Source organism: Aeribacillus sp. FSL W8-0870 (assembly GCF_037963755.1).
GTDB classification, from domain to species: Bacteria; Bacillota; Bacilli; order Bacillales; family Aeribacillaceae; genus Aeribacillus; species Aeribacillus composti.
Genome location: NZ_CP150165.1, coordinates 17,501 through 32,500, shown reverse-complemented (window position 1 = coordinate 32,500; position 15,000 = coordinate 17,501). Strand labels below are relative to the sequence as shown.

Sequence of the window (15,000 nt, the reverse complement as noted above, 5' to 3'; positions counted from 1 at the left end):
CACCTTCGGCGGCTGGCTCCCGTAAGGGTTACCCCACCGACTTCGGGTGTTACAAACTCTCGTGGTGTGACGGGCGGTGTGTACAAGACCCGGGAACGTATTCACCGCGGCATGCTGATCCGCGATTACTAGCGATTCCGGCTTCATGCAGGCGAGTTGCAGCCTGCAATCCGAACTGAGAGTGGTTTTTTGGGATTCGCTCCACCTCGCGGTTTCGCTGCCCTTTGTACCACCCATTGTAGCACGTGTGTAGCCCAGGTCATAAGGGGCATGATGATTTGACGTCATCCCCACCTTCCTCCGACTTTTAGCCGGCAGTCACCTTAGAGTGCCCAACTGAATGCTGGCAACTAAGGTCAAGGGTTGCGCTCGTTGCGGGACTTAACCCAACATCTCACGACACGAGCTGACGACAACCATGCACCACCTGTCACCCTGTCCCCGAAAGGGGAACGCCCTATCTCTAGGGTTGTCAGGGGATGTCAAGACCTGGTAAGGTTCTTCGCGTTGCTTCGAATTAAACCACATGCTCCACCGCTTGTGCGGGTCCCCGTCAATTCCTTTGAGTTTCAGCCTTGCGGCCGTACTCCCCAGGCGGAGTGCTTAATGCGTTTGCTGCAGCACTAAAGGGTGGATACCCTCTAACACTTAGCACTCATCGTTTACGGCGTGGACTACCAGGGTATCTAATCCTGTTCGCTCCCCACGCTTTCGCGCCTCAGCGTCAGTTACAGGCCAGAGAGCCGCCTTCGCCACTGGTGTTCCTCCACATCTCTACGCATTTCACCGCTACACGTGGAATTCCGCTCCCCTCTCCTGCACTCAAGTTCCCCAGTTTCCAATGGCCGCTCGCGGTTGAGCCGCGAGATTTCACATCAGACTTAAGGAACCGCCTGCGCGCGCTTTACGCCCAATAATTCCGGACAACGCTTGCCACCTACGTATTACCGCGGCTGCTGGCACGTAGTTAGCCGTGGCTTCCTCGTCAGGTACCGTCAAGGTACCGCCCTGTTCGAACGGCACTTGTTCTTCCCTGACAACAGAGCTTTACGATCCGAAGACCTTCTTCGCTCACGCGGCGTTGCTCCGTCAGACTTTCGTCCATTGCGGAAGATTCCCTACTGCTGCCTCCCGTAGGAGTCTGGGCCGTGTCTCAGTCCCAGTGTGGCCGGTCACCCTCTCAGGTCGGCTACGCATCGTCGCCTTGGTGAGCCGTTACCTCACCAACTAGCTAATGCGCCGCGGGCCCATCCTGCAGTGACAGCTAAAAGCCGCCTTTCAACCGAAAACCATGCGGTTTTCGGTGTTATCCGGTATTAGCTCCGGTTTCCCGAAGTTATCCCAGTCTGCAGGGCAGGTTGCCCACGTGTTACTCACCCGTCCGCCGCTAACCTAAAGGAGCAAGCTCCCTTCGGTCCGCTCGACTTGCATGTATTAGGCACGCCGCCAGCGTTCGTCCTGAGCCAGGATCAAACTCTCCAAAAAAAGTTTGTCACCAAATGCTCTTGTCAGAATCAACAGGCACGCTTTTCGTTTTGTTCAGTTTTCAAGGATCAATCAGGATTTCTATTTTATCAATCAAAAATTCATTTGTCAATGTTTTTTTATTTTGTATCTTAGCGACGAATATTATTTTACCATGATTGTTTATAATGTCAACACTTTTTTTGAAAATAAAAACACCCGCCTGTATACAGGTGTTTTTCAAGGGATAATCACCATTTTAATAATTACTAAAGCAGCTAATCCGGGGAGCCCCAATAAACCAGCAATAGATGATGTAACAATATTAATGGGCACGTGCAGACCGAAACTCGTCCCAAAAGAATTAACAAAAAAAAGTAGCAAGGCCCCGATCACAATTTTTATAAAAATACTCCCTATCCATTTCACCGGTTTCAAAGAAGCACCGGCAAGAAGCAGAAGGAATAAAAGCCCTAAAATGCAAATGATCATAATATAAGGCTCCATTATATAAAACCCACCTTCCTGTTTATTTCGGCTTTACTTTAACAATATGAAAGATTTCATATTGTTTAGAACTAAGAAAACAACAAACAGGAATGTGGCTGCTTCCTTCTACCTACTATTCCATCTTGATATTTCTCTTTTTGGCTTCTTTTAAAAGAAATAAATATTTTGCTTCTGCTAATTTTAAACTGCTAAGCACCTCAGGTGAAGGATCAAAGCTTTTTTCCACTAAACGCTTTTGATACTCCCAATGTTCCTTCAGCTCAATTAAATCTTGAAGAAGCAGCTGATCGAATTCTCTTCTCAACCATTGCTTTCGCCGAATAAACATGTCTGGCAAACTCCTTTTCTCTTCAAATCTCTCGTCTTCCCTCAAGCGCTTTTGAAAGTGTGACTTCGTCCGCGTATTCTAAATCACCGCCAACAGGCAGCCCATGAGCAATTCTTGTGATTTTTATGCCTGTAGGCTTTAAAAGGCGAGAGATATACATTGCTGTCGCTTCTCCCTCAATGTTCGGATTTGTTGCTAAAATTACTTCTTGAATTTCATCATTTTGCAGACGTTTTAGCAAATCAGGGATATTAATATCTTCAGGACCAATCCCGTCCATTGGCGAAATGGCGCCATGCAGAACATGATATAGACCGTTATATTCTTTCATTTTTTCCATTGCAATGACGTCTTTCGGGTCTTGAACCACACATATTATGCTTCTGTCGCGGCGCTCATCTTTGCAAAGATAACATGGATCTTCATCTGTAATATGACCGCAAATCGAGCAATATGATAAATTTCGTTTTGCATTGACAAGCGCTTTCGCGAAATCCAATACTGTTTCTTCCTTCATATTTAAAACAAAAAAGGCCAGACGAACGGCCGTTTTCGGACCAATTCCTGGCAGCTTCATAAAGCTATCAATAAGTTTTGATATCGGTTCTGGATATTGCATCGAATAGATCCTCCTAGAACAAGCCAGGCAAATTCATACCTTTAGTAAATCTTCCCATCGTTTCGCTTGTTAACTCATCCACTTTGCGAAGAGCATCGTTTGTTGCTGCCAATACCAAATCTTGAAGCATTTCAATATCTTCAGGATCTACAACATCTTCATTGATTTTCACTTCTAAAATTTCCTTATGTCCGTTTGCAACAACCGTGACCATACCGCCGCCAGCAGTTCCCTCCACTTTTTTTTCAGCAAGCTCCTCCTGAGCCTTTTGCATCTCCTTTTGCATTTTTTGCATTTGCTTCATCATTTTTTGCATGTTTCCCATACCGCCACGCATCATCATATTATCTCCTCCATAAGCATTTATTTACTCTTTTATTTCAATCAGATCCGTGCCAACTAATTTTTTTGCTTCGGCAATAAGCGGATCTTCTTCTTCATGTTCCTGTTGATGTGCATCGTCTGATCGTTGATTGCGCAAATAATCCTCCCTTATTTTACCCCATTCTTTCTCCGGAACGCCAATCATCTCCATTTGACGTCCAATGAGTCCTTGTAAAATCGTTTGGAGGTTTGTTAATACATGATTTTGATTTTCCGCCACCATTTTACAATGGATTTCATATTTAAATTTTAGCACAAAAGCATATTCGCAAGCAGCAACTGGTTCACTTTCATTTAAAAGGGCTGCATGCGACACTTTATTTTGCTGCTTTAGCGTTGTTAACAGATCTCCCCATCGGCTTTTCACTAAATCCAAATCTTTTCGAGTAGCATTTCTCAAAATATCATAAATGCGGTCAACAGGCGTTTTATAACCGCTTTGAATTGTTTTTTGTACTTTTGCTTCTTGTTTAACAGGCGACTGTTCTTGAACTCCATGCTGAACTAATGAAGATATTGTGCGTTCAAGTTCCTGTATTCGATTAAGAAGTTCTTCATAATGAACTGAAGGCGGCTGCACACGCTCAGTTTGACATAATTTCACAATCGCTACTTCTACAAAAATACGGGGATGATTCGTCCATTTCATCTCCTGCTGGCTTTGATTCAAAACTTCAATCGTCTCATAAATTTGCTCAATAGGAATTTGTTCGCACAATGAAACGAACGCATCGTCTATTGCGACTCGTTCCATTACTTCCTCTAAGTTTGGAGCCGATTTATATAATAACATGTCGCGATAGTAATAAATGAGATCTTCAATTAATTTTAAAGGATCTTTCCCTTGATCCAACCATTCGTGGATAGTTTTTAAAGCTTCCGTAACATTGTTCTCAAAAATAAATCGGACCAAATTTGCGAGCATCTTATGAGAAACCGATCCAGTTATAAATAATACATCCTCCAATGTGACTTTATCATCGCTAAAAGAGATGGCTTGGTCCAACAGACTCAGTGCATCTCGCATCCCACCATCAGCCGAGCTCGCAATAACCTTTAACGCTTCCTCTTCAACCTTGATCGATTGATTTTCCACAATTTCCTTCATGCGACGTACGATGGATTGAACAGAAATACGCCGGAAATCAAAGCGTTGACATCTCGAAATAATGGTAAGCGGAATTTTATGAGGTTCAGTTGTAGCCAAAATAAAAATCACATGTTTTGGAGGTTCTTCAAGCGTTTTTAATAAAGCATTAAATGCTCCGATTGAAAGCATATGAACTTCATCAATAATATATACTTTATATTTGACCGCCGCAGGTGCAAATTTGACTTTATCGCGAATATCGCGAATTTCATCTACTCCATTATTAGAAGCTGCATCAATTTCAATAACGTCCGAAATCGATCCTTCCGTGATTCCTTTACATGCAGGACACTCATTACAAGGCTCTGCAATTGGTGCTTGTTGGCAGTTGACCGCTTTCGCAAATATTTTTGCAGCGCTTGTTTTACCTGTTCCTCTAGGACCTGTGAAAAGATAAGCATGCGAAAATTTATTTTGTAAAAGGGCATTTTGCAATGTTTTCGTGACGTGTTCTTGTCCCACGACATCACGAAACTGCTGTGGCCTCCATGCTCGGTATAAAGCCTGATAACTCAAGTAACGCCCTCCCCTTTATACAGTAATCTTTCATTTATTATACCTGATTGTTTAAACGAATGTAAGTTTTCCATAAGAAGGATAAAAAACTTATGAAAAAAAAATAAAACCGATCTCTGTAAAAGCGTCTCCAGTTAAATAGACAGCACATGTAAACAGCCTGAGACCGATATTCATTAGGACTTTAAGCTGTTTCTCTTTTGAAGCCGTTGATAGTTATATTGCATAATGCATCCTTCATCTATTCGGACGTGCGGAAAAAGTATGGATGAGACTTGAAATGGGACGGCGTATTCTGTATGGTTTTAGCCGCTAAGGACACTTTTGTTTCAAGATCTTCTTGGGGAGTTTTAAAGTCTTCCTAATATTTTCTTCATTTCTTTCTGCTTAAAGTGTTTTCCCCATCATGCATCAATCCATATTTTAAACCAATGTCCTCATTACATTTTTTAAGCTTTACATCATACGCTGTTCATATTTCTCTCATCGAAAAAATCCCCTTATAGTTGACAGACTTTTCTTTTTCTGCCTACTATAAGGGGATCTTATTGTTTGATATAATAACTGCCGTGCACCTTCTGTCGATTAGCAACCCTAGGCGTTACTCAAGCAGTTAGCTCAGTTCAGGCAACCCTGCGGCACATGAGAGCTTCCACTTAATGCTGCTTCCTTCCGGACCTGACATGGTTCATGGATTCTCATTGCACAGGACCCAAACGTCAACACCACTTACTTGAGGCAGACCCTAAAATATACTAACCTCGAGAAGGAATTCGGCCTCGCTAGAGCGGATTGCGAGTACAGGGCACCGCTACCTCCCCGCTTAGCACGGCAAAGTTTAAACCGATTTTCACTTTGCGCCGTTTAAGGACGCAAATTTAGTATATATGTTTTTTCGAGAAAATGCAACGCTTCCCAATATGTTAAAAAATTCAATTGTTTTTATTTTTCATTTTCAACCGTTTTTTCTCTTCCCGCAACTTTTGAAAAAAACAGGTTAACATTTCACTGCATTGCTCCTGCTTCACGCCTGAAATTACTTCTGTTTGATGATTGAAACGAGGTTCATTTAATAAATTCATTAACGTTCCTGCACAACCAGCCTTCGGATCGAAAGCGCCGAAAACTACACGTTCAATTCTTGACATTACAATCGCTCCTGCACACATTGGACATGGCTCAAGCGTCACATATAGCGTCGAGTTCTCGAGTCTCCACGTTCGAAGCTTCCTGCACGCCTCATCAATTGCCAATATTTCCGCATGAGCGATTGACCTCTGCTCGGTTTCCCTCAAATTATGAGCTTTTGCAACCACTACATCATCTACAACAAGCACAGCACCAATCGGAACCTCGCCAATCTTTTCCGCCTTCTTCGCCTCTTCAATTGCTAAAGTCATATAATATTCGTCTTTAGTCATTTTTTGCTCCTCATCCTATCGATATAATTTCATCTTAAAAAAAGTGCGGGTTCCTTTCAACCTTTTCCAAAAGCATGTTTTCTGCGATGAAAACATAAAATTTACAAACAGTTTTTACAGGAGGTCATGATTTTGCTAATTCATGTTGTTCAATCTGGGCAAACGCTTTATTCCATTGCACAAACATATGGAACATCTATAACAGCCATCGTTGAAGCAAATGAAATTCCTAATCCTGATCAGCTTGTTGTAGGTCAAGCAATTGTTATTCCAATCATCGGACAATTTTACACCGTTCAACGGGGAGACAGCCTTTGGAGCATTTCAAGAAAATTTGGTACGTCTGTATTTGAGCTTGCAGCAGCAAATGGACTGAATATAAATCAATTATTGCCTATTGGCCTTCGATTATATATCCCAGAACGGCCTAAACGGCAAGCAGAATTTAATGTATATTTAGAACCGCTTGGTGCTCAAGTCAGCCAAAATCTCGAAGACAGCGCAAGAGAGACTGCCCCTTATTTAACCTACCTTACCCATTTTAGCTTTCAAGCACAACGTGACGGTTCTTTAAAAGAACCGCCGATTGGGAACTTGCAAACTATTGCTAATGAACAAAATTTAGTGTTTTCAATGGCTGTCACAAATTTGGAGAACAATCAATTTAGTGCAGAGTTAGGGCATATATTGCTGACAGACGATGATGTACAAACTAAATTTTTAAATAATATTATTGCCACAGCAAAAAAATATCAGTTTCGAGATATTCACTTTGATTTTGAATATTTGTTTCCTGCCGACCGGGAAGCCTATAATCAATTTTTGCGAAGGGCGAGAGACAGGATTCACAGTGAAGGGTGGTTCATTTCCTCTGCATTAGCCCCCAAAACAAGCGCAGAGCAAAAAGGACAATGGTACGAGGCCCACGACTATAAAGCACATGGAGAAATTGTGGATTGGGTCGTCATTATGACATATGAATGGGGGTACAGCGGCGGACCGCCAATGGCTGTTTCTCCTATCGGCCCAGTCCGTGATGTACTCGAATATGCCGTTACGGAGATTCCTCCACAGAAAATTATGATGGGACAAAATTTATACGGTTATGACTGGACTCTTCCCTTTGTGCAAGGCGGGCCTTACGCAAAAGCGATAAGTCCGCAGCAGGCGATTCAGCTTGCATCAAAATACAATGCAGAAATCAAATTTGATGAAGAAGCCCAAGCCCCTACTTTTCGATATACGGATGAAAACCAAAAGGTTCATGAAGTTTGGTTTGAAGATGCCCGTTCCATACAAGCCAAATTCGATCTTGTAAAAGAGCTGCATTTGCGAGGTGTTAGCTATTGGAAACTAGGAATTTCGTTTCCGCAAAATTGGCTGTTGATTATCGATAATTTTCAAGTCGTAAAAAAATAAATACTTCTTTATAAACAACTATTGATCAAATGATCTTAAATATGAGGAATTTCTGTTTTGTTTTTCAAAAAAATAAAAGAGGCGCCTAATAAGTTGCTTTTCAGCTTATAGACGCCCCTTTAACGTTTATATCGATGATTTTTGTTTTCCATGAGGATTAGCCATTTTGTTTTAAAAAATAAAAAATTCGTTACAGCCCGTAACGAATTTAGCCAATCTCCAATTTATGCGCACTCGGTAAATAATGGCGGAGGAGGAGGGATTCGAACCCCCGCGCGGTTTGACCCGCCTCTCGGTTTTCAAGACCGACCCCTTCAGCCAGACTTGGGTACTCCTCCATATGACATGGACTAATATAGCACAGTATAAAATGTATGTCAATAAACTCATAAAAGTTATCAAATAATTTTTTTCCTTAAACGCTTCTTTACAAAGAAGCTTATTTTTTTAAATAGAAAAAATTAAAAAATTCGAAAAAAATCGATTGTATTTCATTCATCATGTTATAAACTTGTATTGCAAGTTAATTTAAAGCGCTCACAAATGGACACTAGTTTTCTCGGGACATGAACAAATGCATCTTTTCCCCGCAATCGGCTGCTATCTTTGCATTGATTTGCCGCGCTTTTAAAACAGCATGTATAAAAACAACTGAAGCCTAGTGCAAAACGTAAATCCCTTAAAAAATGAGAGTGAGAAGCTTGCGGATGACTAGAGGAGGACGGAGAAAAATATGTATGATTATGTAATTGTCGGTGGAGGAATAGTCGGCTTATCCACTGCATTGGCAATATATGAACAACACCCAAACGCAAAAGTGGTAATAATCGAAAAAGAAAATAAAGTTGCCTCCCATCAAACGGGTCATAACAGCGGGGTGATCCATTCCGGTATATATTACAAGCCCGGGAGCTATAAGGCGCAGCTTGCGAAAAAAGGTAATCAGGCAATGATCATGTTTTGCCAAAAATACGATATCCCTTATGAAGTCTGCGGCAAAGTAATCGTTGCCAGCGATGAACATGAGCGGGAGGAGCTTGAGAAGCTGTTCCAACGCGGATTAAAAAACGGCCTCAATATCCGGAAAATTTCAAAGGAGGAGCTTCATGAATTTGAACCTTATGTGAATGGAATAGAAGCCATTCATGTTCCATCAACAGGTATTGTAAATTTCCGTCTTGTTAGTGAACGGATGGCAGATTTAATCCTCGAAAAGGGCGGGGAGATCTTTTTAAACGAAAAAGTAGAAGTGATTCATGAAAAAAAACAAGAAGTTATCGTTGAAACAGCAAACAAAACCTTTCAAAGCCGATTTTTTATAAATTGTGCAGGACTTAACAGCGATCGTATTGCTAAAATAGCAAATCTGTATACGGATGTGAAAATTGTTCCATTCCGTGGAGAATATTATATGTTAAATCCGCAAAAATCATATTTAGTTAAAAACTTAATCTATCCTGTACCAAATCCTAATTTTCCATTTTTAGGCGTTCACTTTACTAGAATGATTGACGGATCTGTAGATATAGGTCCAAATGCTGTTTTAAGCTTGAAAAGAGAAGGGTATAAAAAAAGCGACGCAAATATGAAAGATTTGTTTGAAGTATTAACGTTCCCCGGTTTTTGGAAATTAGCAGGTCAATATATGAAAGAAGGACTCGAAGAAATGATTCGATCGATGTCAAAGAAAAAGTTTGTCGAAAATGTTCAAAAACTCATGCCCGATATTACAGAAGAAGATTTGCTGCCTGGACCATCTGGTGTCCGAGCTCAAGCTTTAAGTAAAGACGGGGCTTTAATCGATGATTTTTATATTGTGCCAACGAAACGGTCCATTCATGTGCTGAACGCTCCATCTCCTGCAGCGACAGCATCCATTGAAATAGGAAGAACAATTGCCAAACAAATGATACAACGGCAGCCTATATAAAATACATTTGTACATAAAAGGGGGATATGGAAGGAACCCCTCCTATCCCCTTTCATTTTTTCTATTCAGTATGAATTACTTTTTACTAATTACTGTTTTATTTCCCATATATGGACGCAGCACTTCCGGAATGACGACAGATCCGTCTTCTTGCTGGTAATTTTCCAAAATGGCTGCTACTGTACGACCTATTGCAAGCCCAGAACCATTTAACGTATGCACATGCTCAGGCTTTGCTTTCGGATCCCGTCGGAACCGTATATTCGCCCGGCGAGCCTGAAACGCTTCAAAGTTGCTGCAAGAAGAAATTTCACGATATGTTTGATAGCTTGGAAGCCATACTTCAAGATCATATTTTTTTGCTGCCGTAAAGCCTAAATCAGCTGTACACATGCTCATAACTCGATATGGAAGTCCTAACAGCTTCAATACGTTTTCAGCATGACTTGTTAATTTTTCTAATTCCTCATAAGAATCTTCAGGCTTTACAATTTTCACAAGCTCCACTTTGTTAAATTGATGCTGGCGAATAAGGCCGCGCGTATCTCTTCCGGCCGCCCCTGCCTCAGAACGGAAGCAAGCGCTGTACGCTACATAATTGATTGGAAGCTGCTTCTCCTGTAAAATTTCATCACGGTGCAAATTTGTGACAGGAACTTCCGCTGTTGGTATTAAGAAATAATCCTCACCTTGAATTTTAAAAGCGTCTTCCTCAAACTTCGGAAGCTGTCCTGTTCCGATCATGCTTGTACGGTTCACTATATACGGAGGCAAAACTTCCTCATAGCCATGTTCTTCAACGTGCAAATCTATCATAAAACTGATAAGCGCCCTTTCTAATCTTGCGCCCAAACCTTTATAAAATACAAAGCGGCTGCCGGTCACCTTGCCGGCTCTTTCAAAATCGAGAATTCCTAATTGGTCGGCAATTTCCCAATGAGGTTTTGGTTCAAAACGAAAGGTCGGGATTTCTCCCCATTTGCGGACTTCTACATTATCTTCCTCTGAATCGCCGACTGGAACGCTCTCATGCGGAATGTTTGGAATCGACAAAATCAAGGTTTCAAGCTTTTCTTCAATCTCTTTTAATTCCTCATCAAGTGTTTTGATGCGTTCTCCTACTTGACGCATTTCTTGAATTAAATGATCTGTGTCTTTCTTTTCTCTTTTTAATTCGGCGATTTTAGAAGATACTTCATTTCTTTTGCTTTTTAATTCTTCCGTCGTAACAATTAGTTCACGACGCTTTTTATCCAAGTCAACAAATTGATCAAAATCAGTTAAATCCTCTCCACGGTGTTCAAGCTTCTTTTTTATTTCTTCAAAATTTGACCGTAAAAATTTCATATCAAGCATCATGGACACTCCTTTCGCTTTTATATTCAAAATAAAAACTCCCGTCCAAAAAGGGACGAGAGTATACCCGCGTTGCCACCCTGCTTGAAGGCATCAGCCTTCCACTTACAAAGGTAACGGTTTTTTCCGTAAATGCTTACTAACAAAAACTTGCATTCAGCATTTCACTCAAGGACGGATTCACAAGCGTTTTTCACTGGTTTCCACCAACCACCAGCTCTCTTAAGAAAAACAACTTGCTACTAGTTCCTCTCATTGCTTTAGATCTATTTATATTCATAAATTTACTATAAGTTTAGGGTTTGTTCAACTTTTTTATGCATGAACTTTCTCGTTTGATTCCTTCACCATATTTAAAAAATATTGCACAAATCGATGATCATCCGTCAATTCCGGATGGAATGAACATCCAAGAATGTGGCCTTGTCGAACAGCAACAATTCGATCCTCATGTTTTGCTAAAATTTCAACATTTTCTCCTGCTTCTACAATATGCGGAGCGCGAATAAACACACCTATAAAATCGTCCCCAACTCCTGCAATGGTTAATTCCGCTTCAAAACTTTCACGCTGGCGGCCGAAAGAATTCCGTTCAACGACCACATCCAATACACCAAGGTGCGGCTCATCTTGTCCAACAATTTGCTTCGCCAGCAAAATAAGACCAGCACATGTACCGAAAACAGGTTTTCCTCCCTTTATAAATTCTTTCAAAGGGTCCATCAACCCATACTTTTCAATCAATCTTCTCATTGTCGTGCTTTCGCCGCCTGGTAAAATAAGTCCATCGATATTTTGCAATTGTTCGGATTTTTTAATTTTTACGCCTTCTGCACCACAAGCTTCGATTGACTGAATATGCTCCCTCACAGCACCTTGGAGTGCCAAAACTCCTACTTTCATTTTGTATTCTCCTTTACCAACCACGTTCTTGCATACGATGTTCCGGAAGCAATGAAGAAATATCGATCCCTTTCATCGCAGTTCCAAGATCTTTTGATAAATGAGCGATTAATTCATAATCCTCATAGTGTGTGGTCGCTTCCACAATTGCCCGGGCATACTTTCCTGGATTTTCAGATTTAAAAATACCTGAGCCGACAAACACACCATCTGCACCAAGCTGCATCATCAACGCTGCGTCAGCAGGTGTTGCAACGCCGCCAGCAGCAAAATTCACGACAGGGAGTCGTCCTTCCTTTTTAATTTGTAGCAGCACTTCATACGGGGCTCCTAAATTTTTTGCTTCCGTCATTAGCTCATCTTCGCTCATGCCGACAATTTTCCGAACCTGTGCATTCACTTTCCGCATGTGACGAACTGCTTCTACAATGTTGCCAGTTCCCGGTTCGCCCTTCGTTCTGAGCATGGAAGCACCTTCTCCAATTCGGCGAGCTGCTTCTCCTAGATCACGGCAGCCACAAACAAATGGAACCGTAAATTCCCGCTTATTTATATGAAACTCTTCATCAGCCGGTGTCAACACTTCACTTTCATCAATATAATCAACACCGAGCGCTTCTAATACTCGAGCTTCTACAATATGTCCAATACGGCATTTTGCCATTACTGGAATCGTAACCGCGTTCATGACCTCTTCAATAATCGTCGGATCAGCCATGCGGGCAACCCCGCCTGCCGCACGAATGTCAGCAGGAACTCTTTCCAGCGCCATGACGGCAACCGCACCTGCTTCTTCAGCAATTTTGGCCTGTTCTGCATTGACCACATCCATGATGACGCCGCCTTTTTGCATTTCGGCCATTCCCCTTTTTACTCGATCAGTACCTGTAATTGCCATTTCTATAGTTCCTCCTTAATGATACATTCAAATGCATACGTCTATTTTATCCTAATTTTTATAAAATTCCTATCAAATTTCAAGGATTTCTTTTATTTTAAATATAGTAAAAACCCCCAACAAAATGTTAGGAGTTATGCATTAAAACCAGCTTTTTACCATGTTTGCTGCTCCGTTCCATACATCACCAAAAAAACTACCAATGCCTCTCATTGATAATACAAACCAGTTAGCTTTTTCGACTTTTGTTTTTGTCACTACATCAACTTTCGCTTCGGATTCACCTGTTACAAATCCGTAATCCTGGCTGTTCCCTTTATATTCTACGGACATATACCCGACCTTGGCGCCCTTTTTAATTGGTGCAGTCAGCTCTCCGTTCGCAGTTAAAAGCTTTTTATCTAAAACATATTTCGGCTCATACTGGTCTTTTTCCCCACGTTTAATAGGGAGCTTTAAAGAATCTTTTGTTTCTATTTCTACTTTTTTCTCTTTTCCTTTTACAACAGATACAGTTGATTTATTTTTTATTTGATATTGCGCAGGAAATAATTCCTCAATGGAAAAATTGCTGAAAACATAGTCCATTAGTTTTCTAGTTTCACTAAAACGATGTACGTAATTGTTGCTCCCTTTACCTTTCGCATTCATAACAACTGTGATGATTCGCATTCCGTTCCGTTCGGCTGTTCCCGTAAAGCAGGAGCCCGCAAAATCGGTATATCCTGTTTTTAACCCGTCTACACCTTCTGTACCATAAACTAATCCAGGCAGCATCCAGTTCCAGTTTTCCATTTTAATCTCATCATCCGTACCTTCTCGAAAAGCTTTTCTCGTAATTTTGGCCGTTTCTAAAATCTCAGGATACTCCTTTAAAAGATGGTACGCAAGGCTGGCAACGTCTCTCGCAGACATTACATTTTCTTCTTCCTCACCTGTTCCTTCCGGATGCATCCCCATTAAGTCTCTATTGTTTAAACCTGTCGCATTTACAAACTTCGTATGCTTCAAGCCTAGTTCTTTCGCTTTTTCATTCATCATTTTCACAAAATTTGTTTCCGATCCACCGATCACTTCTGCCACTGCAATCGCCGCACCATTTGCAGAATAAATGGCCATTGCTTCATATAACTCTTTTATTGTATAACTTCCATCTTTTCTTAAAGGGACATTGGATAAACTGCGATTTTGGGAAATTTTGTAAACATAATCACTTGGACGATATGTTTGATCCCAAGAAACTTTCTTTTCATGGATCGCTTCTAGCAGCAAGTATTCAGTCATCATTTTTGTCATACTTGCAACTCCAAGAGTTTTATCAATATTTTTTCCGTACACAATTTTCCCTGTAGAGGCTTCAACGGCAATGGCTGCAGAGGCATTGATGCCCAATGGGTCATTTTCTTCAGCATTTATTTTGGGAGACAAAGGGGAAAATGCCGTCATCAATAAAAACGTGATGACGAGAGCCGAGATGAATTTTTTCGTGAAGTGCACCATGATTACCTCCATTTATTTGAAAATATCTATTTTAAAAAATAATTAATAGTTAACACAACAAAATTGATTTTAACATACATCTTATAAAAAAAATAGACAGAGTCTCTACTCTGTCTAAAAGTCGTAATTTTTTAAATAAGACTATTGAACTGTCAGTTGTTAAGAAATGGAATAATTAGGAGCCTCTTTTGTAATTTGAACATCATGCGGATGGCTTTCTCTTAATCCTGCACCAGTCATCCGGATAAATTGTGAATGCTCACGGAGCTCATATAAATTTTTTGCTCCGCAATATCCCATACCTGATCTCACACCGCCGACAAGTTGGTAAATTGTCTCTGCCAACGGTCCTTTATATGGGATGCGGCCTTCAATTCCTTCTGGAACAAATTTTTTGTTGTCTTCTTGGAAATAACGGTCTTTGCTACCTTTTTCCATCGCTGCAACTGAACCCATGCCGCGATATACTTTAAATCGACGCCCTTGGTAAATTTCTGTTTCTCCCGGGCTTTCAGATGTACCTGCAAGCAAACTTCCTAACATGACGGCATGTCCACCTGCAGCCAATGCTTTTACAATATCTCCTGAATATTTTATTCCGC

At 41.0% G+C, this 15,000-nt stretch carries 13 protein-coding genes, 1 tRNA gene, 1 rRNA gene, 1 other RNA gene and 1 other annotated feature (2 of these 17 only partly in view); of the genes, 2 read left to right on the top strand and 14 right to left on the bottom strand.

The annotated features are described in order from the left end of the window. From NSU02_RS00145 to tadA, 8 genes are all read right to left on the bottom strand, one after another. A 16S ribosomal RNA gene (locus tag NSU02_RS00145) occupies positions 1 to 1,485 on the bottom strand (it extends 69 nt beyond the left edge of the window). A gap of 219 nt (positions 1,486 to 1,704) precedes the next feature. Further along, positions 1,705 to 1,971 (bottom strand): pro-sigmaK processing inhibitor BofA family protein, encoded by a 267-nt coding sequence (locus NSU02_RS00140; protein WP_063388674.1) that lies wholly within the window; start codon positions 1,969 to 1,971, stop codon positions 1,705 to 1,707. Between the two features lie 115 nt (positions 1,972 to 2,086). Next, complete coding sequence (locus NSU02_RS00135; RefSeq protein WP_063388673.1) at positions 2,087 to 2,302, bottom strand: YaaL family protein; 216 nt, start codon at positions 2,300 to 2,302, stop codon at positions 2,087 to 2,089. A 22-nt stretch (positions 2,303 to 2,324) separates the two neighbouring features. Next, entirely contained in the window at positions 2,325 to 2,921 is a 597-nt protein-coding gene (gene recR / locus NSU02_RS00130) for a recombination mediator RecR (protein WP_063388672.1), read from the bottom strand. 13 nt (positions 2,922 to 2,934) lie between these two features. Then, positions 2,935 to 3,261, bottom strand: a complete 327-nt coding sequence (locus NSU02_RS00125) for a YbaB/EbfC family nucleoid-associated protein (protein ID WP_063388677.1) — start codon at positions 3,259 to 3,261, stop codon at positions 2,935 to 2,937. Between the two features lie 27 nt (positions 3,262 to 3,288). After that, on the bottom strand, positions 3,289 to 4,971 hold the full coding sequence (dnaX, locus tag NSU02_RS00120) for a DNA polymerase III subunit gamma/tau (RefSeq protein WP_339193737.1): 1,683 nt from the start codon (positions 4,969 to 4,971) through the stop codon (positions 3,289 to 3,291). A gap of 567 nt (positions 4,972 to 5,538) precedes the next feature. Further along, positions 5,539 to 5,803, bottom strand: an RNA gene (gene ffs, locus NSU02_RS00115) — signal recognition particle sRNA large type. A 100-nt stretch (positions 5,804 to 5,903) separates the two neighbouring features. After that, positions 5,904 to 6,392 (bottom strand): tRNA adenosine(34) deaminase TadA, encoded by a 489-nt coding sequence (gene tadA / locus NSU02_RS00110; protein WP_063388670.1) that lies wholly within the window; start codon positions 6,390 to 6,392, stop codon positions 5,904 to 5,906. 132 nt (positions 6,393 to 6,524) lie between these two features. Between tadA and NSU02_RS00105 the strand changes: the two genes are divergently transcribed. Further along, the gene (locus NSU02_RS00105; RefSeq protein WP_339193735.1) at positions 6,525 to 7,811 is read left to right on the top strand and encodes a glycoside hydrolase family 18 protein; all 1,287 of its coding nucleotides are present in this window, start codon (positions 6,525 to 6,527) and stop codon (positions 7,809 to 7,811) included. Between the two features lie 245 nt (positions 7,812 to 8,056). Here NSU02_RS00105 and NSU02_RS00100 read toward each other — a convergent pair. Then, a tRNA-Ser gene (locus NSU02_RS00100) sits at positions 8,057 to 8,149 on the bottom strand. A gap of 395 nt (positions 8,150 to 8,544) precedes the next feature. Between NSU02_RS00100 and lhgO the strand changes: the two genes are divergently transcribed. After that, positions 8,545 to 9,741, top strand: a complete 1,197-nt coding sequence (gene lhgO, locus NSU02_RS00095; RefSeq protein WP_339193733.1) for an L-2-hydroxyglutarate oxidase — start codon at positions 8,545 to 8,547, stop codon at positions 9,739 to 9,741. A 75-nt stretch (positions 9,742 to 9,816) separates the two neighbouring features. On the opposite strand, the gene serS is transcribed toward lhgO, so the two are convergent. The 5 genes from serS to guaB all read right to left on the bottom strand — a co-directional run. Further along, a complete protein-coding gene (serS, locus tag NSU02_RS00090; protein ID WP_063388675.1) occupies positions 9,817 to 11,097 on the bottom strand; it encodes a serine--tRNA ligase in 1,281 nt (426 codons plus the stop codon). A gap of 48 nt (positions 11,098 to 11,145) precedes the next feature. Next, positions 11,146 to 11,362 (bottom strand) — a binding site (T-box leader). A 50-nt stretch (positions 11,363 to 11,412) separates the two neighbouring features. Continuing rightward, positions 11,413 to 12,000 carry a pyridoxal 5'-phosphate synthase glutaminase subunit PdxT gene (gene pdxT / locus NSU02_RS00085; RefSeq protein ID WP_066251693.1) on the bottom strand — a complete coding sequence of 196 codons (588 nt, stop codon included), beginning with the start codon at positions 11,998 to 12,000 and terminating at the stop codon, positions 11,413 to 11,415. A gap of 13 nt (positions 12,001 to 12,013) precedes the next feature. Beyond that, entirely contained in the window at positions 12,014 to 12,898 is an 885-nt protein-coding gene (gene pdxS / locus NSU02_RS00080) for a pyridoxal 5'-phosphate synthase lyase subunit PdxS (protein ID WP_063388667.1), read from the bottom strand. A 141-nt stretch (positions 12,899 to 13,039) separates the two neighbouring features. Next, a complete protein-coding gene (locus NSU02_RS00075; RefSeq protein WP_235600461.1) occupies positions 13,040 to 14,344 on the bottom strand; it encodes a serine hydrolase in 1,305 nt (434 codons plus the stop codon). Positions 14,345 to 14,557: 213 nt separating this feature from the next. Beyond that, positions 14,558 to 15,000, bottom strand: the 3' end of a protein-coding gene (guaB, locus tag NSU02_RS00070) for an IMP dehydrogenase (RefSeq protein ID WP_063388665.1). The gene runs 1,024 nt beyond the window's last position; 443 of the gene's 1,467 nt are visible here — the last part of the coding sequence; the start codon falls outside the window, past its right edge; the stop codon is at positions 14,558 to 14,560.

What these genes read in the sequence shown, in the direction of transcription:
- NSU02_RS00140 (WP_063388674.1), bottom strand. Translation starts at nt 1,971, where the DNA reads ATGGAGCCTTATATTATGATCATTTGCATTTTAGGGCTTTTATTCCTT.
- NSU02_RS00135 (WP_063388673.1), bottom strand. Translation starts at nt 2,302, where the DNA reads ATGTTTATTCGGCGAAAGCAATGGTTGAGAAGAGAATTCGATCAGCTG.
- recR (WP_063388672.1), bottom strand. Translation starts at nt 2,921, where the DNA reads ATGCAATATCCAGAACCGATATCAAAACTTATTGATAGCTTTATGAAG.
- NSU02_RS00125 (WP_063388677.1), bottom strand. Translation starts at nt 3,261, where the DNA reads ATGATGCGTGGCGGTATGGGAAACATGCAAAAAATGATGAAGCAAATG.
- tadA (WP_063388670.1), bottom strand. Translation starts at nt 6,392, where the DNA reads ATGACTAAAGACGAATATTATATGACTTTAGCAATTGAAGAGGCGAAG.
- lhgO (WP_339193733.1), top strand. Translation starts at nt 8,545, where the DNA reads ATGTATGATTATGTAATTGTCGGTGGAGGAATAGTCGGCTTATCCACT.
- serS (WP_063388675.1), bottom strand. Translation starts at nt 11,097, where the DNA reads ATGCTTGATATGAAATTTTTACGGTCAAATTTTGAAGAAATAAAAAAG.
- pdxT (WP_066251693.1), bottom strand. Translation starts at nt 12,000, where the DNA reads ATGAAAGTAGGAGTTTTGGCACTCCAAGGTGCTGTGAGGGAGCATATT.
- pdxS (WP_063388667.1), bottom strand. Translation starts at nt 12,898, where the DNA reads ATGGCAATTACAGGTACTGATCGAGTAAAAAGGGGAATGGCCGAAATG.
- NSU02_RS00075 (WP_235600461.1), bottom strand. Translation starts at nt 14,344, where the DNA reads ATGACGGCATTTTCCCCTTTGTCTCCCAAAATAAATGCTGAAGAAAAT.